At 37.2% G+C, this 26,772-nt stretch carries 15 protein-coding genes and 1 tRNA gene; 2 read left to right on the top strand and 14 right to left on the bottom strand.

Annotation, left to right across the window (positions count from 1 at the left end; translation table 11 throughout):
- Positions 1-19: 19 nt before the first annotated feature.
- Complete coding sequence (locus AC0N32_RS14500) at positions 20-316, top strand: hypothetical protein (RefSeq protein ID WP_476394572.1); 297 nt, start codon at positions 20-22, stop codon at positions 314-316.
- Here AC0N32_RS14500 and AC0N32_RS14495 read toward each other — a convergent pair.
- The 3 genes from AC0N32_RS14495 to AC0N32_RS14485 are packed head-to-tail and all read right to left on the bottom strand — an operon-like array spanning position 294 to position 4,071.
- The gene (locus AC0N32_RS14495; protein WP_476394571.1) at positions 294-2,324 is read right to left on the bottom strand and encodes a recombinase; all 2,031 of its coding nucleotides are present in this window, start codon (positions 2,322-2,324) and stop codon (positions 294-296) included. The two genes, AC0N32_RS14500 and AC0N32_RS14495, sit on opposite strands and share 23 nt — an antisense overlap.
- 13 nt (positions 2,325-2,337) lie before the next feature.
- Positions 2,338-2,982, bottom strand: coding sequence for a monofunctional biosynthetic peptidoglycan transglycosylase (gene mtgA / locus AC0N32_RS14490; protein ID WP_476394570.1), 645 nt, complete (start codon positions 2,980-2,982; stop codon positions 2,338-2,340).
- A 42-nt stretch (positions 2,983-3,024) separates the two neighbouring features.
- Positions 3,025-4,071, bottom strand: a complete 1,047-nt coding sequence (locus tag AC0N32_RS14485; protein ID WP_476394569.1) for an ABC transporter substrate-binding protein — start codon at positions 4,069-4,071, stop codon at positions 3,025-3,027.
- Between the two features lie 48 nt (positions 4,072-4,119).
- On the opposite strand from AC0N32_RS14485, the gene AC0N32_RS14480 reads away from it, so the two are divergent.
- Positions 4,120-4,193 (top strand) — tRNA-Arg (locus AC0N32_RS14480).
- Between the two features lie 288 nt (positions 4,194-4,481).
- Here the strand turns inward: AC0N32_RS14480 and AC0N32_RS14475 are convergent.
- The 11 genes from AC0N32_RS14475 to AC0N32_RS14425 all read right to left on the bottom strand — a co-directional run bounded on the left by AC0N32_RS14475 (position 4,482) and on the right by AC0N32_RS14425 (position 26,598).
- Positions 4,482-5,213, bottom strand: a complete 732-nt coding sequence (locus AC0N32_RS14475; RefSeq protein WP_476394568.1) for an MFS transporter — start codon at positions 5,211-5,213, stop codon at positions 4,482-4,484.
- The gene (locus AC0N32_RS14470) at positions 5,143-5,730 is read right to left on the bottom strand and encodes an MFS transporter (RefSeq protein ID WP_476394567.1); all 588 of its coding nucleotides are present in this window, start codon (positions 5,728-5,730) and stop codon (positions 5,143-5,145) included. The genes AC0N32_RS14475 and AC0N32_RS14470 overlap by 71 nt, the downstream gene beginning before the upstream one ends.
- A gap of 123 nt (positions 5,731-5,853) precedes the next feature.
- Positions 5,854-7,269, bottom strand: a complete 1,416-nt coding sequence (locus tag AC0N32_RS14465) for an efflux transporter outer membrane subunit (RefSeq protein ID WP_476394566.1) — start codon at positions 7,267-7,269, stop codon at positions 5,854-5,856.
- Positions 7,256-10,417: an efflux RND transporter permease subunit gene (locus AC0N32_RS14460; protein WP_476394565.1), complete on the bottom strand. Its 3,162-nt coding sequence runs from the start codon at positions 10,415-10,417 to the stop codon at positions 7,256-7,258. The genes AC0N32_RS14465 and AC0N32_RS14460 overlap by 14 nt, the downstream gene beginning before the upstream one ends.
- A gap of 27 nt (positions 10,418-10,444) precedes the next feature.
- Positions 10,445-11,560 carry an efflux RND transporter periplasmic adaptor subunit gene (locus AC0N32_RS14455; protein WP_476394564.1) on the bottom strand — a complete coding sequence of 372 codons (1,116 nt, stop codon included), beginning with the start codon at positions 11,558-11,560 and terminating at the stop codon, positions 10,445-10,447.
- Positions 11,561-11,766: 206 nt separating this feature from the next.
- On the bottom strand, positions 11,767-12,231 hold the full coding sequence (locus AC0N32_RS14450) for a LytR/AlgR family response regulator transcription factor (RefSeq protein ID WP_476394563.1): 465 nt from the start codon (positions 12,229-12,231) through the stop codon (positions 11,767-11,769).
- On the bottom strand, positions 12,225-12,530 hold the full coding sequence (locus tag AC0N32_RS14445) for a LytR/AlgR family response regulator transcription factor (protein ID WP_476394562.1): 306 nt from the start codon (positions 12,528-12,530) through the stop codon (positions 12,225-12,227). The genes AC0N32_RS14450 and AC0N32_RS14445 overlap by 7 nt, the downstream gene beginning before the upstream one ends.
- 202 nt (positions 12,531-12,732) lie before the next feature.
- Positions 12,733-13,608, bottom strand: a complete 876-nt coding sequence (locus AC0N32_RS14440; RefSeq protein ID WP_476394561.1) for a sensor histidine kinase — start codon at positions 13,606-13,608, stop codon at positions 12,733-12,735.
- Positions 13,609-14,418: 810 nt separating this feature from the next.
- Entirely contained in the window at positions 14,419-14,847 is a 429-nt protein-coding gene (locus tag AC0N32_RS14435; RefSeq protein ID WP_476394560.1) for a hypothetical protein, read from the bottom strand.
- Entirely contained in the window at positions 14,813-25,075 is a 10,263-nt protein-coding gene (locus tag AC0N32_RS14430; RefSeq protein ID WP_476394559.1) for a SpvB/TcaC N-terminal domain-containing protein, read from the bottom strand. The genes AC0N32_RS14435 and AC0N32_RS14430 overlap by 35 nt, the downstream gene beginning before the upstream one ends.
- Positions 25,076-25,215: 140 nt before the next feature.
- A complete protein-coding gene (locus AC0N32_RS14425; protein WP_476394558.1) occupies positions 25,216-26,598 on the bottom strand; it encodes a T9SS type A sorting domain-containing protein in 1,383 nt (460 codons plus the stop codon).
- Positions 26,599-26,772: the final 174 nt, after the last annotated feature.

Raw genomic sequence — 26,772 nt, 5'->3', positions numbered from 1 at the left:
CCTTTAAGCTGTATTCATCATGAAGAAAAATAAAAAGCGCGAATATCAGTCGTCAGAGCTTGTAAAATCCTTTGCGAGAATTTATGGTTTTGAAGATAAACTTATCGCTTTTGAGATCAAGGATTTTCTTGAAGAATATCTTGACGAAAGCCTGTTCCGGGAGATTAGGAGTGTAAACATTGAAGATCAGACCATTATCATAAAAATCAATTCTCCTGTTCTGAAACATGATTTTCAGATGCGAAAAAGCTTTTACCTGAAAAAATTTAAAGATAAATTCGGTGCTGATAAATTTAATGATCTTCAGATTTCGTAGGGATCGTGCTGTTCATCAATTCATCCGTTTTCTTATCAAGCCCGGATCTTAATGGGATGAAAAACCGTAAAGGATTTTTTAAGAAATATTTGAAAATTCCTCTGTAAATTTCACTAACCTGCCCAAAATTCAGTTTCCTGGATCTGAATGCCAGAAACATCGAAAGACTGAAACTCACGGCAAAGTTGAAAAAGCCGATCAGAAAGACCGTAACCAGGGAAATGCAGAACGTGTAAGTATCGATTGAAAAATCCTTTCCATACAATCCTAAAGCAAAGTTTCCGGCGGCAAAAGTGATATGCCTGATATCAAGATCAAGTCCTAAAAATAAGCCGACAGGAGCCGTCGCGCCAAGAAAAACCCCAAACCAGAAATTGGATACGATGCCCGGCCAGTTTTTCGCGTAGTATTTAGACAATGCCTTGGCAAAATTTTTCCCGAAAAGCCTTCTGATAGAAAGATTCTTCGATATTCTTTCCGGAATCTGATAAAAAACGGAATTGTTCCCGATATTTCCTGAAATAATGCCGGAGATAAAAAGGTAAAAACCGGCTATGCAAGCGTGAAGAATCGCTTTAGACTTAAACGGATCAAGATCTTTCAATAGCTTGTCCGACCTTTCAACAGCCAAATTTTGAGAGAAAAAAACATCGAGTCCGTAAATGATGAGCAATGCTATGGGAAAAGACAGCAGAACATTTCCCACAAAGGCAATAAACTGGCTTCTGAAAAGTTTTGATACAAGATGCGCAAACTCCTTGCTGTCGCTTTTTATACTTCCTTCTTCGGATAACACTTTTGTCATCGTAGCAGCGGTCATGGCCGGCTGTTTTGTGGCGAGCGTAAAGCCCATGAGATAGATCATGACAAACCCCATCGCATAATTCATCGAATATAAAAAAGCATGTGAAAAATCACTTCCCGGTACATATCCGTACAGCATTTTCAAGACACATAAGGCCCCGACGATAATACCGCCGCCACTGGCTTTGTAGAACATGGTCATGTACTCCTTCCGGGTCGAGGTGATATAATGTGCGCCGGTCTCTGCCGTATGATTGGTAATCAGGTGTGAAATCAGTCTCGTGCTGTCATTCATCAGCTCTGATATATTATTCCTGTGGGATTTATAGCTTAAAATATTAAATACCAATTGTTTGGAATTGATCAGAACATCTTTTTCTTCATCGATCACTAACAGCTGAACCGTCTCATAAATTCGCTGCACCTGCTGACGGATCTTCAGCAGGGACTGATTGATTTTTCCTGAAATTCCGTATTTCGAGGAGTTTTTAAATGAAATATTAACAAATTCGAGACATTGCTCGACATAAATTTTTATCTGTTTATACCGGCCGTCTTTGGAGTGAAGCTGCAGTTCAGGGTTTTCTTCAAATTCGGCAGCAAGTTCTTCAAGCTCATTCTGTAATGCCAAAAAAGGATTGTCGAAATTACGATACTGTGGAGCCATCCTTACGACCTCAACTTCCATCGCAGAACCTGTAACACGCCACGAGAGGATATTCATGGAGAACAGGAGTTCTTTTTTCACTTCGGGTCTCACAATAAAATCGGAAATCCCTAAAATGGTGAACAGCTCATCAATTTCGTTCTCAGGAAGATTCTGCAGGAATTTAAGGTCTTTCTTTGGTGTAAAACTCACATTGTCGATCATGTACCAGATCGTCTGTTCGTTGACTACCGGGGGCAGGATCTTGTTCAGGATTCTTTTTTTAAGTTCAGGGATAAAAGCATTTTCCGAGAGGATATTTGCCTCTGTCAGGGACAGATTAAACGTTTTATCTTTAAAAATATGATGAATATATTTTCTGAAGTTGTCTGCAACCTGAGGATTATTCCTGAAAAAATTGAGGACATCCGTAAAATCCGCACTTTTAACACTCTCCAGAAATTCCGAGAAGGGCTCCAGAGAATGCGTCTGGTTCTTAAAAGAGAAATATTTTTTAAGAACAGATTCAAAACTTGTGCTGGAAGTAAAGAGTTTCATTCGTACAAAGATACTATTTCAAACTCACATTCCTCATTTGTCTCATGATCCAATTGTGTTTCTTTCTTAAATAAGCAGAAGGATTTTTAGGATCATATTTTTTAGGATTGGGTAAAACCGCGGCTATCCAGGCAGCTTCTGACACCGTAAGGTCTTTTGAGGGCTTTCCAAAATAATATTGGGCGGCAGCTTCAATTCCGAATACCCCTTGTCCCATTTCAATAGAATTAAGGTATCTTTCCAGGATAATGTCTTTACTCCACACTTTTTCAATGATAAAAGTATATACTGCCTCAAGACCTTTTCTGATCCAGCTTCTCCCCTGCCACAGGAAAATATTTTTTGCGGTCTGCTGGGAAATGGTGCTTCCGCCTCTCAGCTTTTTACCTTTTTCGTTGTTCTTCATGGCTTTTTCTATGGCCTTGTAATCAAAACCGTCGTGCATAAAGAATTTCTGGTCTTCAGAGGCAATTACGGCTTTTTTTACATTGCTGCCCATTTCATCATAGGAGATGTAATCCCTGTGCAGCTTCCCGTACTCAAAAAAGCCCCCTATCTGCGTAATGGTAATGGGCGGATTGAAGAATCTGCCCCAAACGATAAACAATACGTTCAGAATGAGAACAATAAATATGATGCGTTTAATAGTCTTCCACATAATTAATAAAAAGAAAAGCCAAAAATAAGCAAATCCTCTGAGTTATTGCAACTGTTTCATATACGTAAGCTGATAATCCGTTAAAAGTTCAGGATGGAAAATTTTGATATAATCCTTCAGAACAAGATCCGACCGTACAACACCGCTTTCAAAGAAGTCATTGGCTTTTGCTTTTTCCTTGCCGGTAATGACGTAAATCTTTCCTTTGTTAAAAACATTTAATTTGCTGTAACCGGGATTCATTCCCAACATTTCTTTTTTTGAGGTATGATTTCCTGCATTGATCCAGTACTGCATATCCCCTGATTTGGCAAAAACCTCTTCGAAGCTCATGGTAACCGCTTTTTTCTCGGTATTGTTTTGTAAAATATAGTGGGCGTTGGCATCAGCGATAAAGCGGGCCACTGATGTTTTTCCACCCGGAAGATACCAGACATCCCCGTACATTTCATTGGCTAAAACCGTTGGTTTATCCTTCGCCTTTGCAGCCAGCTGCTTCAAATCATTATAATTCTTCCGGACCTGTGCATATTTGGCTTCAGCCTGTTTCTCTTTGCCCAAAAGTCTGCCGAAAAGTTTGATGTAAGCGGTCTTCTGCAAAGGTTCCTGCTCCAGGTATTCATCCAGAAAAATTACTTTTATCCCATTGTCCTTTAATAACTTGTAGGTGTTATCAAAGCTTGAGATATGATTGGTAAAAATCGCATCAGGGTGCAAGGAAAGAATTTTTTCGACATCATACTTCTGCTCATTTCCCACATTCTGGATTTTTCCTTCTTTTAGTAAATTCTGAATTTTATCCGAATAAATATATTCCGGACTTGTAACCCCGACCACAAGATTTTCTGCTTCAAGTTCCGATATATAGCCCGCCATACTGGCATTCAGCAACATTATTTTCTTAAAGGGAAGTTGATTTTGTTTAAAATCATACGCAAAATTTCCCGACCGGATGTGGATATTCCTGTTATCTTCTTTGTACTGTACCAGATTTGAGATCAACACCGATGCTGAAGGTGAATTTTTTGGTTCTCTTTTACAAGCCGTTAGCGTAAAAAATGCGATTAATACTAAAATTCTTGATTTCATCTTTCAAAGAAAGTAAAAAAGTGCTATATTTGCAAACCATTTAACAACGGCCTCGTGGCGCAACTGAATAGCGCATCTGATTACGGCTCAGAAGGTTACAGGTTTGAATCCTGTCGAGGTCACAAAAAGCCAAACGGCGCCACCTGAAGAAGGTTGGCGCCATTTTTATTTACTTATTATAATTTTCTTTTGGATTATAAACTCCAAAAAAAAACATATCGACATCGAAAGTAAGTCTCTATTGACAATCCACAAATAAAAAACCTTTTTCTCAATTGTAATATAAAATGCTCCAGCATTTTGATAATCTACATTTCCGGAGTACTTTTCGTTGAGCGGGATCAAAAAAACAAAAATAGAATTACGAGACAGTGATTCATATTTTAGATAAACATAATCTCATTATACTATTATTTCTTTTCTTTCAGAACTTCACCCTTTTCAATGTCTCTGAGTTGATGCGATGTAAATCCCGAGAAAGTGCCTAAACCACCCAGAAATCCAATAATAATAAACAACCATCGTAATCCAAGCCATTCTCCCAAAGGATTGGCAATCATAAGACCGGCCGGTGCCGCAAGTCCCATAATCATATTTAAAAGAGAAAGTACTCTTCCTTGAATTTGATTAGGAATAATCGTTTGCAACAATGCTGTTAAAGGTGCATTGGCAAAAATAAATGTTAGAGAACTAATCATCCACCAAAAGGCTGCTACCCAGAACAGATTTGCTGGCATCATCGCCGTAAGGCTGATTGAAAAGCAGGATAGTCCTAATCCGGTAAGAATCCAGATCATTTTTCTTTTGGGAGCAAAAACGGTAATTAAAAAACCACCCACTACCATTCCTACGCCGGCAAGTGCTTCCATCATACCTACTTCATGGACGCCGCCATTAAAATGGCCTTTTACTAAAAGCGGTATAAAGGTAAACGTAGGCATTATGATGAGAACAATGCCGCCCAAAAGGAGAAAAAGTCTTTTCAGTCCCTGATTTTTCCAAACTAAGGATATTCCCTCACGAAGCTCGAAAACAATTTCCTTGACAAAATGACTGTCATTTTCTTCTTTTTTAAATTGCGGAATGACGAAAAAGAACAGCGGTGCAATACCAAGAAGGGCAGTAAAAACATCGATACTCAACGCCCATCCTGCTTATCGCCAAAACACCAAGCGGAGCACTGGCAACCAAAGTAGCGCCCATCATGATCTGGTTTAGGCCTGCAGCACGCGGGAGAAAAGCTTTAGGAACAAGCATAGCCGTACTGGCTTCAACTGCCGGAGAATGAAAAGCTTGCATAGCACCTCTTACAGCCATCATAAGATAGATATGCCAGAGTTCGATATTGTTTGTAATAAAGAGGATTATCAAAATACCAACACAAAAAGCACTTATCACATCTGCGCGAATCATAATCATTCTTCTGCTATAACGATCTGCAAATACTCCTCCGAAAGGACTGAGTAATGCCTGCGGAAGAAGTGCTACCGTACCTGCCAAAGCTAGTTTGCTCACACTCCCGGTTGTATCTGCAATCCACCACATCAGGACAAACTGAGTGAGGGCTGAACCAATGATTGAAAAGGCCTGTCCGGAGAAAATAAACCAGTATCGCTTCTTCCAACCTGTTTCTTGTTTAGTAATAATATTTTGGTTCATTCGTTTATCTTATATTGTTTCCTTTCCATTTTCAAAATTTCACTAAATCTTTATTTTTCAGACTTAAAATTATTTGATAAGGAAAAATTTAGGTCATCTATTATATCGGTAAATAAATAGTTTTTAATCAATTCCTCCACCCAAAGCTCTGTAAAGGTCAATATTAGAATTCAGTTTTTCAACTTTGACGTTGATTTGTTCCAGATCATTTTGCAGCTTATTATTCTGGGCGGTAATTACTTCCAGATAAGTGGCCATCCCGCTTTTGTAAAGTTTCATCGCATCGTTGATTCCCTTTTCCAGAATGACAGTCCGCTGCTCCAAAAGATTTAATCTCTCAATGCTTCCCTGGGATTTTGCCATCGCATCAGAAACTTCGCCCACTGCAGTCAACAAAGTCTGCTTAAAGTTGATAACGGCTTTTTCCTGTTCGATAATCGCCGTTTCATAACCGGTTTTCAGTTGTCTCTTATTTAATAGTGGCATTGCTAAATTGGCGGCTAAAGTTTTTGTAATTGAACCCGGAAGGTCAAACCAGGTATTAATTTCATTCGAATTAACTCCAATCTGAGGTGACAAACTGATGCTTGGATACATCGCCGCTTTTGCCAGTCCTGTTTTTGCATTCAGACTTATTACACTTAATTCGGCAGCTTTTAAATCTGGTCTTCTGCTTAACAATTGAGCGGGAATTCCTGAAGACATTTGATTGTCAATGATTAATGCTTCAAAATTCTCAGTTCTTTCTACAGAACCCGGATATTCGCCACAAAGAATACTCAATGCATTTTCCTGAACAGAAATATTCTGCTGAGCCAAAGGAACCAGAAGTTCGGCTGTTTTCTTCTGTGCTTCAGATTGTTGAATGGCCAAAGAATTGATTTGTCCGGCAGTATATTGCAGCTTCATCATTACGAGTGTTTTGTCACTTAGTTCAATGTTTTGTCGGGCAATTTTTAACTGTTCATCCAGACTTAAGAGATTATAATAAGCTTTTGTAACTTCAACAATAATTCGACTTTTTACAGCATCTCTATTTTGTTTTTGAACAAAATATTCTGCTGCGGCAGACTTTTTCTGCATTTTTGCTTTACCCCAAATATCAACTTCCCAGGACAAACTCAAATTAGCATTAAAATCATCGAGATATTTTGTTCCAGTAAATTGTTCATTCAATGAACCGTTCAAACTATTTTTAGACGCCCAGGTCCTGTTGGCTCCTGCTTTGAAATCCAAAGTAGGCATCAAAGTATTTTTTGCCTGTTTGTAAGCCAAATCAAGCTGTTCAATATTTTTTAAAGCAATATTGATTTCGTTATTTTTATCTAAAGCTTTTTCAATTAACGTGACCAATTTCGGGTCTTTGAAAAATGTTTTCCAAGGTAAAAGAATGGTGTCTCCCGTAACCCGAACTTGTTGTTTATAATTTTCAGGGATGTTTAGTTCCGGTCTTTTATACTCTTTTTGGATAGCACAGGACACTAAAATTGACGTAACTGCTCCACCAATAAGAATTTGTTTGATATTAAATATTTTCATTTGAAATCTGATTTTGTGGTGCGACAGGTGATTTTTTGGAAGAAATTTTTTCATCTACATATTGAAAAAACATATATAAAACCGGGATAACAAAAACTCCCAGAACGACTCCGCTTAACATTCCCATTGCTGCGCTTACACTGATTGACTTGTTTCCTGAAGCCATACCTCCTGCAGAAAGCATTAATGGAATCATCCCGACGATAAATGCCAGAGACGTCATAATAATCGGACGCAATCTCGCTTTTGAGCCTTCCAATGCGGATTCAATAATCGATAATCCTGATTTTCTCCTCTGAACGGCGAATTCTACAATCAGAATGGCATTTTTTGCTAAAAGTCCAATCAACATAATCAAACCGACCTGCACATAAATATTATTGTCCAGTCCAATGGCTTTGATTCCCAGGAATGCGCCGACAACTCCTGTTGGTATGGAAAGCATTACCGCCAAAGGCAGAATGTAACTTTCGTACTGTCCCGCTAATAACAGATAAACGAACAGCAGACATAGTCCGAAAATGGCAATCGTCTGATTTCCTGAAGATTTTTCTTCCAGACTTAAACCTGTCCATTCATAACTGTAGTCGGAAGGTAAGTTGTTGAGCGTTTTTTCAAGTTTTCCTAACAGTTCTCCGTTGATTACTCCCGGTTTTGGGGTAATCAATATATTAAGGGAATTGTAAAGGTTATATCTTTCGGCTGATTCGGGTCCATATACTTTTTTGAGGGTTATCAAAGTGCTTGCAGGAACCATTTCGCCTTTATTATTCTTCACAAAAATATCGTTGAAAGCCTTTTCATCCATTCTGAAAATTCCATCTGCCTTAATATTGACTCTGTAAAACTTCCCGAATCTTGAAAAATTCTGCGACTGGTCTCCGGAAAAATAGGTCTGAACTGTCCCAAATAATCCTGAAATACTTACTCCCAGCTGTTTCGCTTTGTCTTCATCCACTTCAAGTTCTAATTGAGGGTAATCCGCACGGAACGTTGTGTAGGCAGAACCCACTTCCGGCAATTGCATCAGCTGTCCGATTAATTCATCGGCCTTCGCCTTGAGAACCTGTGAATTTCTTCCCATTCTGTCCTGCAAAACGATTTCTGCATCATTGGTAACGCCATAACCTTCAACGGGTGGCATTCTGAACGTCATAATACTGCCTTCTTTAATCACGGATAATTTTTTGTCGATTATTTTCATCACTTCATCAATATCCTGAATTTTACCACGTTCTTTTTTAGGTTTAAGTTTTACAAATCCCATTGCATAAGCAGGACCGGAACCATTACTCAAAAGATTAAAGCCACTGATGGATGTATTGGTTTCAACAGCCTCAATACTTTTAAAAATTTTATTTACCTGGTTGGTAACTTCCGTAGTTTTTGCCAAGCCGGTTCCTGGAGGCATACTCAGAGAATACATCATAAAACCGTCATCTTCCATCGGCACAAAACTTCTCGGCGTACTCGTCATTAACCAGGCAGACAAACCGATAACTCCTGCAACCAGACCTGCGGCAACCCATTTTCTTTTTACCAGAAATCTTAATACGCGGATGTAACGGCCGGTCATATTATTAAAACCGGCATTGAAAGCTGCTGAAAATCTTTGGGTGAAATTTTTTGGCAGCTCGCGATGGTCTCCTGAACGATTATTTTTAAGAAAAACAGCGCATAACGCAGGCGTTAAAGTCAATGCATTAACGGCAGAAATAATAATAGCAATCGCTAAAGTATAGGCAAACTGCTTGTAAAATAATCCCGCAGACCCCGACATAAAGCCAATCGGAATAAATACTGCCGACATGACCAATGTGATGGATATAACCGCTCCCGTAATTTCGTGCATCGCTTTGTGGGTCGCTTCTTTTCCCGAAAGACTGGTTCCTTCCATATTGCTGTGAACGGCTTCCACAACAACAATCGCGTCATCAACGACAATTCCGATAGCTAAAACCAACGCGAAAAGCGTCAAAACGTTAATGGTAAATCCTAATACCAAAAGAAAAAAGAAGGTCCCGATAATTGCCACAGGAATCGCAATCGCCGGAATGATCGTCGACCGGAAATCCTGGAGAAACAGTAAAACGACAATGAAAACCAAAATAAACGCCTCAATCAGGGTAGATTTTACCTGACTGGTCGCTTCATCCAGCTTTTCCTTCGTACTCATAACTTTGGTAAATTTGATACCCGGCGGAAATGATTTTGAAAGCTGTTCAATTGTCTTATCAATACCGATTTCAATTTCATTCGCATTGGAACCTGTGGTCTGCAAAATCGCAATGGTAACTGCATTCTGTCCGTTGGAGAGGTTGTCTCCGCTATAAGAAATCGAGCCAAATTCCACTCGGGCAACATCTTTCAGCCTGATTAGCTGCGTTCCGTTATTCTTTACAATGATGTTTTCATATTCTTCGGGTTTGTTCTTTTTTCCTTTGTACCGGATTACGTATTCCAACGCGGCATCAGATTCTTCACCCAATTTTCCGGGAGCAGATTCTAAACTGTGGTCGGCAATGGCATTGGAAATATCAGTCGGTTCAAGACCGTAAGATGACATTTTCTGTGGATTCAGCCAGATTCTCATCGAGTAATCTTTCGTCCCGAAAACCTGAGCCTGTCCAACCCCTTTCACCCTTTTCACCTGTGGAATCAGATTAATATTAGCATAATTCTGAAGAAAAGTTTCGTCATATTTTTTATTATCATCTGTGTAAATATTGAAAATCATCACCATACTGTTCTGCTGTTTGGACGTCGTCAAACCCATTCTAACAACCTCCTGCGGAAGAATTGGCGTTGCCTGCTGAACTCTGTTTTGTACATTGACCGCAGCCTGGTCTGCATTAACCCCCTGTTTAAAAATAATGGAAATCGAAAAAGAGCCATCATTGCTTGCATTAGATTTGATATAAACCATATCTTCTACCCCATTGATCTGTTCCTCAAGCGGTGTCACAACCGAACGGATAACCGTTTCACTATTTCCGCCGGGATAAGAACCGGAAACCGTAATCGTAGGAGGAGAAATATCCGGGAAACGGGTCACCGACAGCTGATTCAGCCCGATAATTCCCAATATCACGATGATTAGGGAAATTACAGTGGCTAAGACAGGACGGTCTATTATTTTTTTTAACATTTTAAATTTCTTTATTTGAATGATTAATTACTTTGCAGAAACAATTTTCGGAACGACATACGCACCGTCAGTCAGCGCATCAATCCTGTTGACGGCAATCTTGTCACCCGACTTTATTCCAGACGAAACGAAGTAATCCTGCGATGTTGTTTCTGAAACTTCAATGGGAATCATCTGCACTTTTTTGCCATTGAGTTTATAGACAAAAAATTTATCCTGAATATCCTTCACGGCAGTTTTAGGGACTTTTAAAACGGCATCTACATTTTTATGAATTAAAACTCTTGCGGTTCCTCCTGCTCTCAGAAGTTTACCAGGATTTTGGAAAACGGCTTTCATCTGAATGCTTCCTGTTGTTCTGTCGAAATTTCCGCTTGCAGTTTCTAATTTTCCTTTATAATTGTAAACCGAACCGTCGGCAAGAACAAGTTCTATGTTTCCTGTATGATTTTCTGAAGCTGACATTTTGCTATACCTGATAAAATCGGCCTCACTCATCGTGAAATAAACATTCACCAAACTGATATTCGAAAGGGTGGTTAAAGGAGACGTATCGGATGGCGAAATCAGGTTTCCGATTCTGTTGGGAATTCTGCCAAGATAACCGCTTACAGGTGCTTTAATATAGGTGAAATTGGCATTGATTTTAGATGAACCTAAAGCGGCCCTCGCCTGTGCAACCTGTGCTGAAGCCGACTGGTAATTGGCCTGAGCTGTTTTAAGCTGAACATCAGAAACTACATTTCCCGCCACCAAAGGTTTTAGTTTTTCCACTTCCAGCCTGGCGTTGGCCTGACTTGCCAAAGCAGCTTTCAGAGCTGCATCGCTATTGTTGACCTGTTCGTTGTAAACGGAGGGATTTATTTTAAACAAAGCCTGCCCTCTATTCACATACTGACCTTCTTTGACGTAAACCGCATCAAGATATCCTGTAACCTGTGCTTTAATATCCACATTGTCCTGTCCTTCGATACTTCCGGGATAACCTGTGGAAACATCGGCATTTCCTGGTTTTAACTGAATAAAATCTGTCGGTATTGCTGCCGTCTGCATTTTATTCTCCTGCGCGTTTCCCGGATTGCAGGAATACGTCATCACAGCCATCGAAATTGACAATGCCAAATACTCTGTTTTATATTTCATAATATTTATTTTACTTCTAACCAACTGCAAAGTAAGGTTGTATAACAGCTGATTTGACGAACAAATGAAGCGAAACGGAATTATTTGCAGTTGAAACGTAGCAGAAGGAAAATAAAATTTTTTAGTTTTATAGACTATAAAATCCAAAACAAACGTCTCTGTAAAATTTCACAGAGACGTTCATTATTTAATGAAATAAAATTATTTTAATAATCCATCCAGGTTTTAAAAACAGAAGCTTTTTCACGGCTTACAATAACATCTATTTCAGGCTGCTTTTTAAGTTCGAGTTTCAGTTTTCCGTTAAAATGATTAAAAACCTGCACCACAGAATCGATGTGGACGATAAACTGCCGGTTGGCTCTGAAAAAAACTTTAGGGTCGAGCTGTTTTTCCAGTTCTTCCAATGTTTGCGGGACGGTTTCTATAATCCCGGTTTTAAGCATTGTTTTGCTGACACCATGTTCAGTATAAAAATATAAAATATCTTCTGCCAAAACAGTTTTGTAACCATCACGATGCGCCAGAAGAAAACGTTTTCTGTAATCTTTGGGTTGAATATAATTAAGCAAACCTTCAATCGTTGTGGCGTAAGAAACCGAAGTTTCTATAGAATTTTCGTACTTTTTTAAAGCATCTTCGAGCTCTTCTTCCTCAATCGGTTTCAACAAATAATCGACGCTGTATACTTGAAAGCTTTTACCGCATATTCGTCATAAGCTGTAGTAAATATGACCGGCGTTTTGACATCAAACCTGTTGAATATTTCAAAGCTCAAACCGTCTGAAAGACGAATATCCATCATAATCATATCCGGAGCACTGTTGTTTTCAAGCCAGTGTACAGCCGAAGAAACAGAATCTTCCACGGAAAGGATTTCCACAGACGGGCGAAGTTTCAGCAGCAACCTTTTGAGCCGGTCGGCATTCGGTTTTTCATCTTCAATGATTAATATCTTATTGATTTTCATATAATGGAATTTTTGAGATGAAATCTTTATCTGTTTTAATAATAATTGGCTTTCTATCCCCTAAAAACTCAAACCGGCTGATGATGTTTTTTATTCCCAAACCGGCAGATTTACTCTGATGAATTAGCGGAACTAAATTATTGTGAACCAATATATATTTATCATTTGTACTCGAAATAGTAATCTTTAAAGGATTGGTTTTCTAGGTCTGGTTGTGCTTTAAGGCATTTTCGACTAGAAACTGAAGCGCTAAAGGCGGAAGTAAAAACTGTCTGAATTTTTCATTAACAGAAATATCAAAATGCACGCCTTCACCGATTCTTTTTTGAGTTAAATAAATGTATGAATTCAAAAATTTCAGCTCCTCATCCAATGTAATGGCATCTTTTTTTGAGTTGACCAGAAGATAACGGTAAACTTTCGCAAAACTTTCGGAATAGTCGTACCCCAATTGCTGGTCTTCCAGAATCAATTCAGACAGTACACTTAAATTATTAAATATAAAATGGGGATCAATCTGAAGCTTTAATGCCTGAAGTTCGGCTGCCATTGCGGCTCTTTTGTGTTCGGAAGCTTTCAGTTTGTGCTGAGCGGCTTCCAAAGCGGTTTTTTTCCAGTTTTCCAATAGAAAACTCCCTGTATTGATAGCACTTATCAATAATGAAACGACGATGTTGGTGGCAATCCATTGGGAAATGAGTACGATTTCCTTTCGATAATCAACATTTGTAGAATCTGAAAAACCTTCAAAAATAAAATTAAGCAAAGTGACGATGCCTACACTGCCAATGATTTGGAACACGGTCTGAATCAAAAGTCTTCTTATGCTTCTCTCGTTCCACGACAATTTTTTATTTAAGTAATAATCGATAAGCAGACTCACTTCTGCAATGACTACTGAAAAAAAGAATACCCAGAAAAAATCTTCGGCCAAATAGATAAAAGGTTTATTGATCAGGTCTTTATAATAAAAAGGATCAATCAGATAAATGAAAATATAGGAAAACAAGAATGCTGTTGTCCAGATCAAAAGTCTTTTTTTTAAGCCGTACAAAAGATTTTTCTTTTTATCAATCATAGAAACAACAGGATTTTTTTATGAATGTAAAAATAAATATTGAATCAGAGAAATTAATTAGTTTGAATGTGAAACGGAAAAAAAGACTTGTGAAATATTTGATTAAGTAATTAAAAGGGAATCTCAGTTCATTACATCGATACTATTTTTTTAATTAATGCATAAATCATTAACAATAGCATAATATAAAGATTCTAAAAAAAAATACATAAAAATTTAATCAAAATGATCATCTGGAGGAACAGGCATTCTACCATCTGGATCAACATTTTATAGGATTATCAAACGTATATACATACTGCGACCCACCTGGCATTTTTCCTGTCAGTGGATCCACACCATACCAAAATACTCAATCTCGGATTATAATACAGTCAGTATCATCGTCCAGTTCTTTTGCATTGAACTTATACGGGTTGTTATACAATCGATCTGTGTATTCAAAAAACTTTTCCTAATATATGTCTAATTATCTTAATTTTAAAATGTTCTTAACTATCCGCTTAAAAATTATAATCTAATAAATTTATTAACTATTTGTAATTGTATTTATCAATTATTTTATTTTTTAAATCAACTGCAGACTTCATTGCATTGATTTTACCATTCTCAGATAAATTGTCAGTTATAATTATGATCTGGATCTTTAGCATTTTCATTGGCATATTAATTTCTTTATAATAAGTGTTTAATTCATATACAATGATCGCCATGCAGATAATATTTCAAAGACTTTTTAGTTTTTATTTTACTGAAAAATATTTACACAAAAACAAGAAGCTGTCTCAAAGTTTGGACAGCCTCTTTATTCTATAATCTAAGTGACTTAAGTTGACTTGGATTCTTAGTTTGTAGATTAATTAAAATTCTTTTCTTTTTGTCATTTGAGTATTGTAATATTAAAGTGTCTACTTTAAACTTTAATACATCATATGTCTTATTTTCTATTTCCAGAACATTATCTTTTTGTTGATAATTCCATTTCATAATCTGCTTAACGTCATCCATTCTAAAACTCTTTAAAGAGTTGGTTGAAAAATCAAAACCCTTATAGTCAATACTTCCATCAGGATAAAATATGTATCCATAATTAATATTTTCATAAATGTCTTCTTCTTTGTTGTATGCGAAAATATACCAAAAACTATTCTTTTCTGTTATTTTTTGTTCTAACGAACTTTTGGTACAGCTTAATAAAAAAAAACTATTTAAGATTAGGAGCGCTATTAGATTTTTCATAAGTTACAGATTTAGTTTTATTATCTGGAGTATTGATATACATTTTCCCACTTGATTTATCAAATAATAACGAATAACCTGATTTGTTAGTATTAAAATCTTTTATTAAATCATCTGCTTTTTCTGTATTTCCTTCTTGATAATATGAATTCATTATTAATTGTGAAAAATATCCCACTTCACCTTCTTGATGGATTGTTGATGATTCTTTAAATGTCCAATGACTAACAGCTTTATTAGCAACCACGGCATGAGAATAAAAAGTAGAAGCTTCAATATTATGATTATCGTCATATTTATGCATGTTTTCATGATATGTAATGTTCATTAAATCATATTTATTATTTACCATAGGATGAAGATAGCCGTTCTTCTGAGCATTAAAAATAATACCTCCATTATTATTATAATATGCGGTGGAGTTGTTACTTCTTTCCGATGTTGTACTAATATTTGTCGCCCCAATTTTTGAACCATAATAGGCAATAACATTTTTACTTGCTTTCATATTAAAACCATAAGCATTCGACATGGGAAGATTTCCTAGTAATAAAGATTTATTATTATGAACCAGAGTAATATATTTAGACCCATTATTAACAACTCTATTAATACTACCGTCATTATTTAAATAAATAATGTCTTTCGGTGCCATTCCGTCAGGATCTGTGAATCTTACTGGATTATCAAATGTATATACATACGGCGACCAACTTGGCATTTTTCCTGCCAATGGATCCACCCCATACCAAATACTCAATCTTGTATTATAATACCTCGCACCATAATAGTACAGCCCTGTATCTTCATCCAACTCTTTTGCATTGAATTTATATGGATTGTCATAAGATCCGTCCATCTGCTCCAGCATGGTTTCTCCGAATGGTAAATTTAGGAAAAATTGTGTTGCATCACCTTGTGAATTGGTAACAAAATTTGCTGTTCCCAAATGATCGCCATGCAGATAATATAAATCAGGATGCTGATACACTTCCCTTAGCTCGACAGAAACGTTACTCCCCAAGTCTGTTTGTTGGAGGTACCGCTTAAAGTCTGCTTCCGTATCTGCTTTCTTTTCTGCTTTATCGTCAGAAGTTCTGCTGCTGTATAATACTGAAGGATCATCAAATCGATCAGCACCATCCATGAGTCTGCTGGCAAATCTTTTTGAACCTTCGAAGTAATGTTTTGTATATTGTCCTGTAGAACTCACCGTTACATAAGGATTCGGATACAATTTATAATCGATCATTCTAAGATCATCAATAATTACAGGTGCTCCATTCTGATAAAGTTGTGTAGGCGCTTCTAATCCGTATCGGATTACTCTTTCTCCTTTATCGTCATAAGTATGATATTGATAAACTCCAGTATTATCATTATAGAATGCTTTCATACGGTCCTGCTCATCCCAGAACATTTTTCTTGTTCCATTATTATCGGTGTGGTTTACAGCATTACCATTATGGTCATATTCAAATGTTTCTGTATTACCTGTTGCACTGTCATCTACTTTATCAAGCTTATGCGTAGGATCTATATAGGTATAATTGTTTTCATATGTATTTTCCGGAACTACAATCTGATCTCTTTCATGATGTTGGACTTTTCTGACAATTCCTCCGACCTTATTATACTGCATTTCAAGTTTATAGGTTGACTTCACCATATCATTTGATGTTATCGGTGGCATTTCCTCCCCCTGGTCGATGGTTGTACTTGTTCTGGTTCCAATCAATCTGTTTAAAGTATCATATCCGAGTTCAAATTCAAATGCTCCGCCCATTCCATTTGCTAAAGGATTAGCAATATTTCTGATTTTAGTGATATTGGAATATTCATCATATCTGTATGAATTACTTAGCATCTGATTGTTTGATTGATCAAATAATGAGTAATAATTCAATCTTCTCTGTGAATCGTATTGATAAGTTTGGGAAGTTCCGTTACCATATTTGATATTTATACGCTGCTCCAGGCCATTGTAATCAATATTCTGAATGTAGGTTTCACCATTATTATTATTTACCGATTTAAGGTTTCCACCTCTATCATAATGGTAAGAAACAATTTCATCATCAGGATATTTAATTTTAGTGATACGATTCCAGCTATCATAATTAAAGTAGGTTTTAAAATACTTTTCAGGAATATTATATCCCCGTACGGTCCGTACTTCCGTAAGTACCTCACCCATTCTTCCATAGGTATATTTTGTACTTCCGGAACCGTCATCTTTTACACGAATTTTTCCTGCATTATTATTCGCTGCGGTCGAAGGGTAGTATTCGTAATATACACTATTTGGGTTTGGATCACCTGAAGGCAGATCAGGTAATACAATTCCTGATAATCTGTTGTAATCATATTTATAGAATATGAAATGAGTGCTTATGCTTGAATCATTCACCAGATTATCTGTTGTAAGTCTTAAAAGATTTCCCGCCTGATCATACTCGTATTCCGTTTTTCCTTTATCAGGATGTTGCTGATGTGTACGTCTTCCTACAAGATCATAATCATAGAACGTTTCTATTCCTTCGGGATCTCTTACGAAAATAAGTTCTCCCAGCGTATTGTATTTAAAGTTGGTCGTCAATGGTTGATTATCAAGATAATCGTCTTTTTGAACTAATCTGCCTTCTGCATTGGTGTATGCTTCTGATTTTTCATTTGAAAATTCTTCCGTTGTTTTAAACAGGTTATTGTCGATAGCATATTTTGTATATTTTACGACACCATCTTCATCTGTAAATGCGATAACCCTGTCGCGGCTATCATATACATTAGAAGTATTAGGTCCGCCAAATGAACCATTCAGATTTTGACTGCCCAAACCTTCAGATGACGGAATATATTGAACGAGTGCTCTACCTAAACCGTCATATGTTGTCCTACCCGATACTATTCTTGCTTCGTATCCATACAGATCGATATCTTTTTTGGTCTGTATAACTCTTCCCAGAAAATCGGAATAGGTATCCGTCATAATGGTGTTTCCGGAACTTGCATATTCAGGATCATAGTTTGAGGTGGACGCCCTGTAAAGTTTAATGGTAGCATCGTTGTTTGCAATTCCTGCATGATCAAACCAGTATCTGTATTTTACGGTCGGTACCGTAGAACCGCTTGCAATTTCGTTTGGTCCCATGATCGTTCTCGTTCTTCCGAAACCGTCATAGGTAAACACCATTGCATTTCCACCGGTATCAACTTTTCTTGTCACCACATCGAAAAGCGGATTGTAGGTTGCCGTAGATTTAATGTTGAAGACATCTTTGACTTCAAGTACATATTTACCTGTCTCAGTTGGTCCATCATCATAGGTATAATTAATGAAATATCTCTGCAAATTATCATTTGGAGGATAAGTGACTTTTGTTACATTTCCTGCAGTATTATACAGAATATCGGTGGTAATATTATTAGTACCATCAAACACGGCATAAGTACCTACATCTCCATTGTTCGGGTTGATATTGAGAGCTCTTCTTCTTCTCAATAATTGTGAATTTGTAGTTCCTTTGTATACCTCAACAAGGGTAGGTACACCGATAATATTGTTATTGAATGCCTGATAAGAAATATTGGTATTATAAGACGTTGACGGACTTGTATATTGATACTTTTCAAGAAGACCTTTTGTGGTATATGTAAACTTTTCTGTTGTAACAATACTTCCTCCGGATTCATAAGCCGTTTTTATTTTTTCGTTCAATAAAGCAATTGCCATTTTTCTGCCTTCTCTGCCGCCACTGTCATAATTGAAAGCTAAATCGGAATTCAGATTGATAAGTGTTGCATTCATCATAAATTTTCTCAATTTATAATTATACTTCACATCTGACAGCGTACCACCACTGCCTACGACTGTAGTCTGATTCAGTATTCCGTTTAACAAATAAGAATTATTAAAATATTTATCCGTGGTAGTTCTTACAGCTGAACCATTGTTCATTTCCTGTTTAACAACAGTATCAAAACCAAAATCTTCTCTTTCTCTTCTGTCATATTTCCTGTTTCGAAACTCGTATAGGGTTTCCATCCTGGTCCCCTGATTTGTCGTATATTTTGCCGAAAATGCATCCGGCTCGAGAACACTTATACTTTTAACCACAAATTTTGCATAGGGATTACTATAATTTGCTCTCGCTAATTTATAATCCAATAAATAGGTTCCTTTTGAGAAGGTATTTGTAATTGTTTTTAATTTATTTGTTCTTCCAACCTGTGAGTAATTGACAATAAATCCACTGTTTGTATCCTGAACTAAATCTGTAAATCCATCACCATTCATATCCTTGAATGCTTTTCTTGTTTCAGAGACGTTCATTCCTAAGTTCACGGTTGCCCCGGCTCCGGCTTTAATCCAAAGAATTAATACGACTACCGGAGGAATAAGGGTAATCGGACCCATATTAAACATATAGTCTCCTCCGAAAGAGAACGATCCGTTGAATGATCTTGTTTCATCTGCAAAATCAATATTTCCCCCACTCTTCATTAAGGCTACTCCTGTAGCAAAACTGTTTCCAAGATTATACCTCACTGTAGTAGATCCATTAGAAGCCACTTCAAGAATATCTATTAAACCGTCACTGTTTACGTCTTCATATACTACATCTGCTGTTCCCGTTGAAGCTCCTGCGCTTACGCCTGCACTGATTCCAAAACCAAAGCTGGATAGTGCTCCAAGGTTAGCCGAAGATCCTAGCCCTGCACCTAATGAAATACTGAAGCTTGCTTTCGGATGAGATTTATAAGTAATCATATTTTGGAAAGTTCCATCAGCTCCCAGGCTTTTACCTAAATTCAAAGCAACTGTCATATTAGGCGTATTTCCTCCTCTTATTCTATCAGGAAGGCCATCGCCATTGATATCCATCCAAAATCCTGAACCTGCATCATATGAATTATAATACTGATTAAGACTTGCGCTTACTGTTGCACTTCCTGACCAGGGCATTCCCGTATCCGGCTCAGTGGATGTCCCGTTATCTCCATGTGCTCCGATTCTGCCTGTTACCGGGGGACTATTGTATGAGAATCCGGCTGAGTTGCTTTTCATATAGCTTAAAGAGTTCGTAGGATAATCGCCATAAGAAACAAGCTGAATATCTTCTAGACTTCCCGTAGAATTAGTAAGCTGCATTGATGAAGGATAAACCATATCAGGATAACCGTCTCCATTCATATCTGAGAAAGTCTGTGTCTCGATACTTGGCCCGTTAAGCGTCGTTTCCGAGTTTCCTCCACTTACAGGCCCTAAACTTCCTCCCTGCGTTTTATTATGTGAACCACTACTTTGATCCCTGCTGATTGCCTTCATACTGGTATCCACTGAAAGCTGCCCGGAAGTATAGGTTGTTGGTGTTACAAGAGGAACCGTAGGAACAGGATCTGTAAAATAGGTAACCTCATCATCTGTTTTGAAAGCTTCTCCTGACGCGTACTGTTCAGGTCCTGAACCAACCCAGCGTTCAACTCTTTGTCTTCCATATTTTGTAAATTGAGGCTTCAGAGGAGATATAATTTGTGAAACAGTACTATTCCCTGCATTAGGATCAGGTGTTGTCGCTAAAATACAATCGGCTAAAGCGTCATAATTATTTTGTACATTTGGGATATTTAAACAGGTAGAATAAGTATTCTGAGGAGCAGCTGGCTGCGCAAATTCTGACAAACTGATAGGCCACCCATACAAATAGTTGTCATAAGCTCCCGGCTTGTATAAAAATTGCCCCCAGTTGTTAAAAAACATCGATTTTGTATTATACATGGCCGTATTTACTGCAGTTGCAGTTGTTGTACCATACATTGTTGCACCATCATAATAAATATTGAATGGCTTTCCTGCAAAATAATCAGAATATTTGTTAAACAATTCATAATCGCCGCCAGTCTTACAGTAGACTTCAACTGTTACCAAATGATCATTACCTATAGATCCTAAAGTAGGATTCCCGGTAAAAAAGGTAATAGGAGAAAGTCCTGAAATATTTGAACCGTCGATCATATTCTGTTCTATAAGCGTGCTATTCCCTGGGGAAACAAGAACTCTTCTTTTTGCAAGAACCTGATTTCCTTTTTTTATAATATAATAGAAGCTTCCCGTTGACAAAGTGGCAAAATTGGTAACATTTTTGTTAATCTGGATGCCAAAATCATGTGGCCCATTAAAGAAACCAGTATATGGGACAGCATAAATATCCAGCTTCGGTTGTAACTTGGTAACCACAAAAGACGGATATTCAGGAATCCCTAAGAAATATATATCTATAGGTGTGGGACTGTAAGCAACCGAGGCATGGTAATTGACAGAAATCTTATCACTCCAGTTCGTCGCAGCATAATTAGTAAAAGAATCAGATTCTACAATAAACCTCAGATAGAACTTTTCACCATTATTGACCGTCAGGTTTAGTGTATGTGCCTGAGTTGTTAAGTTTGATGGGGTATAAATTTCCGGAGTGATAAGTGGCGTGATTGCTCCCGTATTTACATCTTCCGTCACAATTCTAAACTTTATATCATCTGATAAATCGGAGAGAGTGAAAGATAATACATTAATTGTGACTGTTCCCGGAGCATCCAAAAGAATTGGCGCAATGGCATTATTTAAAAGAAAATTGTTTTCATAATTACCATTATTTAACTGAAACTGATCCTGTGACAACTCAAAAGTATTCGGAATCTCATTTCCCGTAACCTGATCAACGTAAGTAATACTGGGGTTTGAATTAACCGCTACATTTTTCACTTTGTTCTTGTGTAGTCTTACATAAATTTTTTCACCACTTTTTACAAATAAGCGGTCAGGATTATCAATACCGTTCGGAATACCATAGTTGGGATCCATGGGCACAGTCTGCATCTGAGTATAATAATCATTATATCGGTTGATAACAATATTCTGAGGAGCGTCTGTCGATAAAAGCTGTTTTAAATATATCCTTGTATTAACATAACTAACTGGAACAGTCCAGACTTGAGGAGTAGGATTTTTGATCTCTACGCCATAGTACATTTGATCTGATACACTGGTAGCCGGATCTGAAACAAATGTCGGTGCTATTGAAACATTATCTGTAAACCTCACATATCCGTCTCTTGGTGCCACCCATACTTTAACAATATCTCCAACATCCATCGGATCCGGTTCAGGTTCTCCCGGACATGGGTCCGGTACAGATCCGATATCCCCGCACCATTTGATAGGAGCCTGTATGGCCTTCGCTTTTACGACCATGTTCTCCGTATATTCTGAATGCCTGGTCATGAAAGATGTATTGGCACCAGAATCAAATCTGTTGAACCAGACTTCTCCGTCATGTACAATATCCATCAGGCCATCTGAATTAGCATCAATCAAATAGGTTTTCGTAGAACCTTTGGTTGTAGAATTTGTTTCGGATTTACTGTAAATTATGGCTCCCATATCCCATCCCCTATTCTTGGTCTTCGTTTCCGTATAGGAAAAATCACCTCCGGTATAGTTTTCAATTTGCTTAGACTCTAAAAAGCTTAATTTTCCTTGATCATCCAGTTTTCCGGTTTTTAGAAGCAGTCCCCTTTTCGGATTTCTGTAAATCATGTCCTGAATTCCGTCTCCGTTGAAATCTATTAGCTGTTGGGCGTTTCTTGCTTTAGCCGTGGAATTGCCGAAAGGGAAACCAAACATCAGATGCCCATAACCTGCACTTGAGGGAGTATAAAAATTTAATCCCGCTGCAATTCTTATATTTAACCCTGTTTCGGTACTTATATTTCCATTGATCTTAGAAGGCCTGATTAAACTTGTTACAAAATTTGAATAAGGTTCATCATTAGACGCATTCTGAAAATTAATGGTAGTATCCGGCCCAAATATCTTTACGCTACCCGATCCATCTCTTACATCATTGTAATAATCAAAAGTATAGCTGTCGGAGATCTCGTTACATGTAGGCTCTATACCTCCGGGCCCTCCGCCATTACCTCCGGTTCCATCGTCCATATCTCTTATGGGAGCCCTATTGTTTGATGTTTTGCTATCCTCTGGTTCTTTATTATCTTGAGCAGCTTTTGCAAGCGTGGTAGAACACGGATTATTGGGAACTATATAAATTCTTTTCAGGAGAGTTTTATAAAATTCTCCGTTTATATAATCCATTTTATAGGTTCTGATAAGTTCGGTTTTGTATTTAACCTCGATGGTCTTTAACAAAAAAGCATCCGATCTCGGAACTCCCTGTTTGGCATTGACAGTGATATCTTGTCGGGTAATGCTTGTTTCTTTATTGAAGTTTACACTGTAATCTTTATTTTTTCCGTATTCAATTTTCTTAATCTGGAAAAAAGCCCCTGATGCAAATTCATTATAATAGGTAAATTCCATTTTATTACCATGTGCATCTTCTATCATTCGAAGTCCCCAGTGAACAACTCCTCCTGAGCCCGAAAGCATGGAATCTGATGACCCTCCATAGTACCTTTTAGTACCATCAGTAGAAGTCACTTTCCATGTATAGTTACTTGGAGCTGTTCCTATTCTTTCAATAAGTGTAAAATCATGGTTTTTTCTTAAATAAAACTGTTTTTTTGTACCATCATTAGGATCTGTATAGTCAGATCTGTCCTGTTTTTCAGTAGTGATAGCGGTATTGTTCTCGTTCACATCATTATGTCTGTGAGGAAGATATTCGTTGGGATATACAAGCATTTCACCGTCTAAAGAGTAGAGCTCTGTTTCTTTTCCTTCATTAAAAACCGGCGTTCCCCATCTTGTATCCACGGTAATAGAAGACAATCCGTTTATATTCCAGCCATCTCCCATCCAGCCATTTCCTCCTGCACTGCTGTAGCCTATAGATAATGAAGGCTGAAGGCCTCCCAAACCGGCAGGAACCCGAATAGGATAATTGGCACTTGCATCTCCTTTCTGTGTAGCTGTAGGAATATCCATCAATTGTAAGCCTGCCGTAGGATCTGCGGCTTTTAATCCGCTGATGCTTGTAGGGGAAAACGCTTCAAGCTGTGAAGATTCAGGAACAGAAATAACTCCGTTGATATAGTCGGTATCTCCTTTTGTTTCAACAATAACTACTTTTTTCTCCATATCTACTTTACTGCTGGGATCAACTTTCCATTTTTTCGATGTGTAATCGAAATAAAAAGCTTTCAGTTCTTTTGCAGATCTTGCACCCAGCTTCTTTTCATCATATGGAAAAGAGAAAATCATATTTTTTGTAAATTCTCCTGAACTGCCTTCCAGACGATATGCTCCGGAGTTTACAGTCATGCTTTTAATGTCTTTGGAGACAGCAGGATAGTCTTTTTTTCTAAGCTTTAAAACCTGAACCTGAACATTATTCTCTACAGAATTTTTTTCAATCGTAATGGTTGAATTTTCATATGCTTCAGTATATTGTGTGTCCTTTGAGATATTAAGGACAAGAGGAGCAAATTTTTCTTCACTTAATGTCCTGAATGAAGGTTTACTCTCAGGAATTTTATATTCTCTCGCTCCGTTTGCATCGGTAATAGACACAAAGCCTTTTGCTTTATCTGTGTCTGTAAGCTCAATTAAAGTTTCATATTCTCCTTTTACAGAGGATACAGATTTGTCTTTAATAAGTACAGATCCGCTTTCAAGACCTTTAATATAAAGTTTATTGCCTGATAACAAAGATGAAGTATGATCGGAAGGTTTAAGATTATTCTCAAAAATAATTTTTACATTTTGCACCTTATATTTTACTCCATTCAGAGAAGAGGTAAATAGAATTGTATTTTTTCCTTTTTCTAAAGAATTTAAAGAAATTTCTTCTTTCTGAGTGCTCCATTTACTGCTTGCCACAATAATGTTTCCACCGAAAGCAATATTTTTATTAATTGATCTTGAAACTGAATTATAGGAATCCAGTCCGAAAAGATCATACACCAAATATGCTTTGATATTCTGTTTGTTTATTTCGGGAATATTAATGGTGAAAAAGTTATCGGATACGTTGTCTGATTCATTATCAGAAAATTCGCCGATAGTTCCCTGCTTTTCTTCGGAATCAAAAATACGATCTGAATGTTCACTTTCGGAAAATGCAGTATTTGAAATTAATTCAGTCTTAGAATCCTCTTTATTTATACTTTTAATGATACCAGAAGTATTATACTTTGAGAGATTCTTTTCTGAATCTTCTGTTGGATTTATATCTTCTGCTATGGAATGGTAGATATATTTATCCATCATTCGGAGTTTAAAAGACCGAACCTTTTGCCTGTCCTGTTTCGTAAAACTGGCACATATCAACATGCAGGCAAAGAAACATAACATCAAGGATGACTTCCTGGTAAAAGGAAGCTGTTTTCTGTATATTTTCATGGTATAAGTTATTCTACGATTAGTTTAAAAGTTTTTATGATTTTCCCATTCAGAGTAAGGTTGACCAGATATGAACTCTGCAGCGGAAGGTGATTGACATATGATCTGGCATTACTGCTGACTTTATCCAGGGCAATAAGCCTTCCGCCCCCGTCATAAATAGAAATAATCAGGTTTTCCATCGGTGGAAAAACAATGGTGAAATTTTGATCTTTCTTTACCGGGTTTGGATACAGAGCTATCTTTGTAAGATCCAATGAAAGATCTTTTTCATTATATGTATTTCCGGATCTGGGATCCTGGCTTGACGTATCCGGTTTAGTGTCTTTTACAAGGCTTACGGCAAATGTGAAATACGTTTTGTCTACCGTATCAAAAGCATCTAAGAAATCTACTTTATTAAAGATTATAAAATTACCATTTTCGGTCCCCGGTATTTTTTTAACATCGCCATTATCTTTTTTAAGCAACAACCAGTAATAAAGCGGCAGTGAGCGAGGGTTAACTGTTCCCTTGATAATTCTAACCTGATAACCTGTCCTGGGAATTTTATTTCCGATAAAACTGATTTCCCAGTTTCTTTCCAGCACATCAAGATCTTTTTCAGGCTTTAAAGACAAGGCCTTATTATCGTCAGACCACATGACAAAGTTATTATTATCAATGATCGTTGGATTATCGGAATTTGTTCTTTTGATCTCATTAATTCCAATGGCTAGAAAAGGATCAGCCTGGTTGGATGACTGTTTTTGATAAAGCTCATTGCCATCATCCCTCCCCAATCCTGTCGGCCGACTTTTATACGGTGCATGCTTTTCGGGATCCCATATTACTTTTCCGTCACTCCCGTAATATTTGCCTTTTTCCAGAGAAATTCCGTATTTTATGGAAAGGTAAGAATGTATTTTATTCAGATCCATTATTTTAGCCTTTTTCGAGAAGAAAATCATTTCATACAAATTTTGATCTTCAAACTTTATTTTTAGGCTATCGGATTTTTCATTTTTTGAATTTGCTGTACCGGTAAATGAAAATATGCTGGGCCTTTTACCAATTTTTTTAGATTCTTTTCCTATTGTATATAATGTATTACCTAAAGAAACATTTTTGTCTGTGTTTTCCCAAATCAGCTCGTCCTCTTTTGATGCATGCACAAGACTCAGCGTATGACTTTTATCCCTGCTGTATTTAATATATTTTTTCAACAGCTTATCTTTGATTCCACAGTGGAAATTCAGAAGGTTTTCATCCTTGCATCGTACGGCTTCGCGTGAGGAAGGATTTAGCTTTTCCCACATTTGCACATCAGAACCAACCAATTGGGAATAAGCATAAAATGGAGACGAAAACATAAGAAATATGAAAATTCTTGGGTGTAGAAGTTTAAACATAGTTATGGTAGTTTTTTATTTCGATCTTTATCTGCAAGAAGCAGAAGTAATCTATTGTAAATATGTAATCTCTGGAAAGCTTTAAAAAACTTCTAGAATAGATACATTAGCGATATAAGATGGGGAAAATGATATCTTGGATTTTTCATGGTATTAGTTCTTAGTTATTTGATT

Source organism: Chryseobacterium endophyticum (assembly GCF_056333165.1).
The sequence above is the reverse complement of the archived record's forward strand: the minus strand, read 5'-3'. Positions and strand labels throughout refer to the sequence as shown.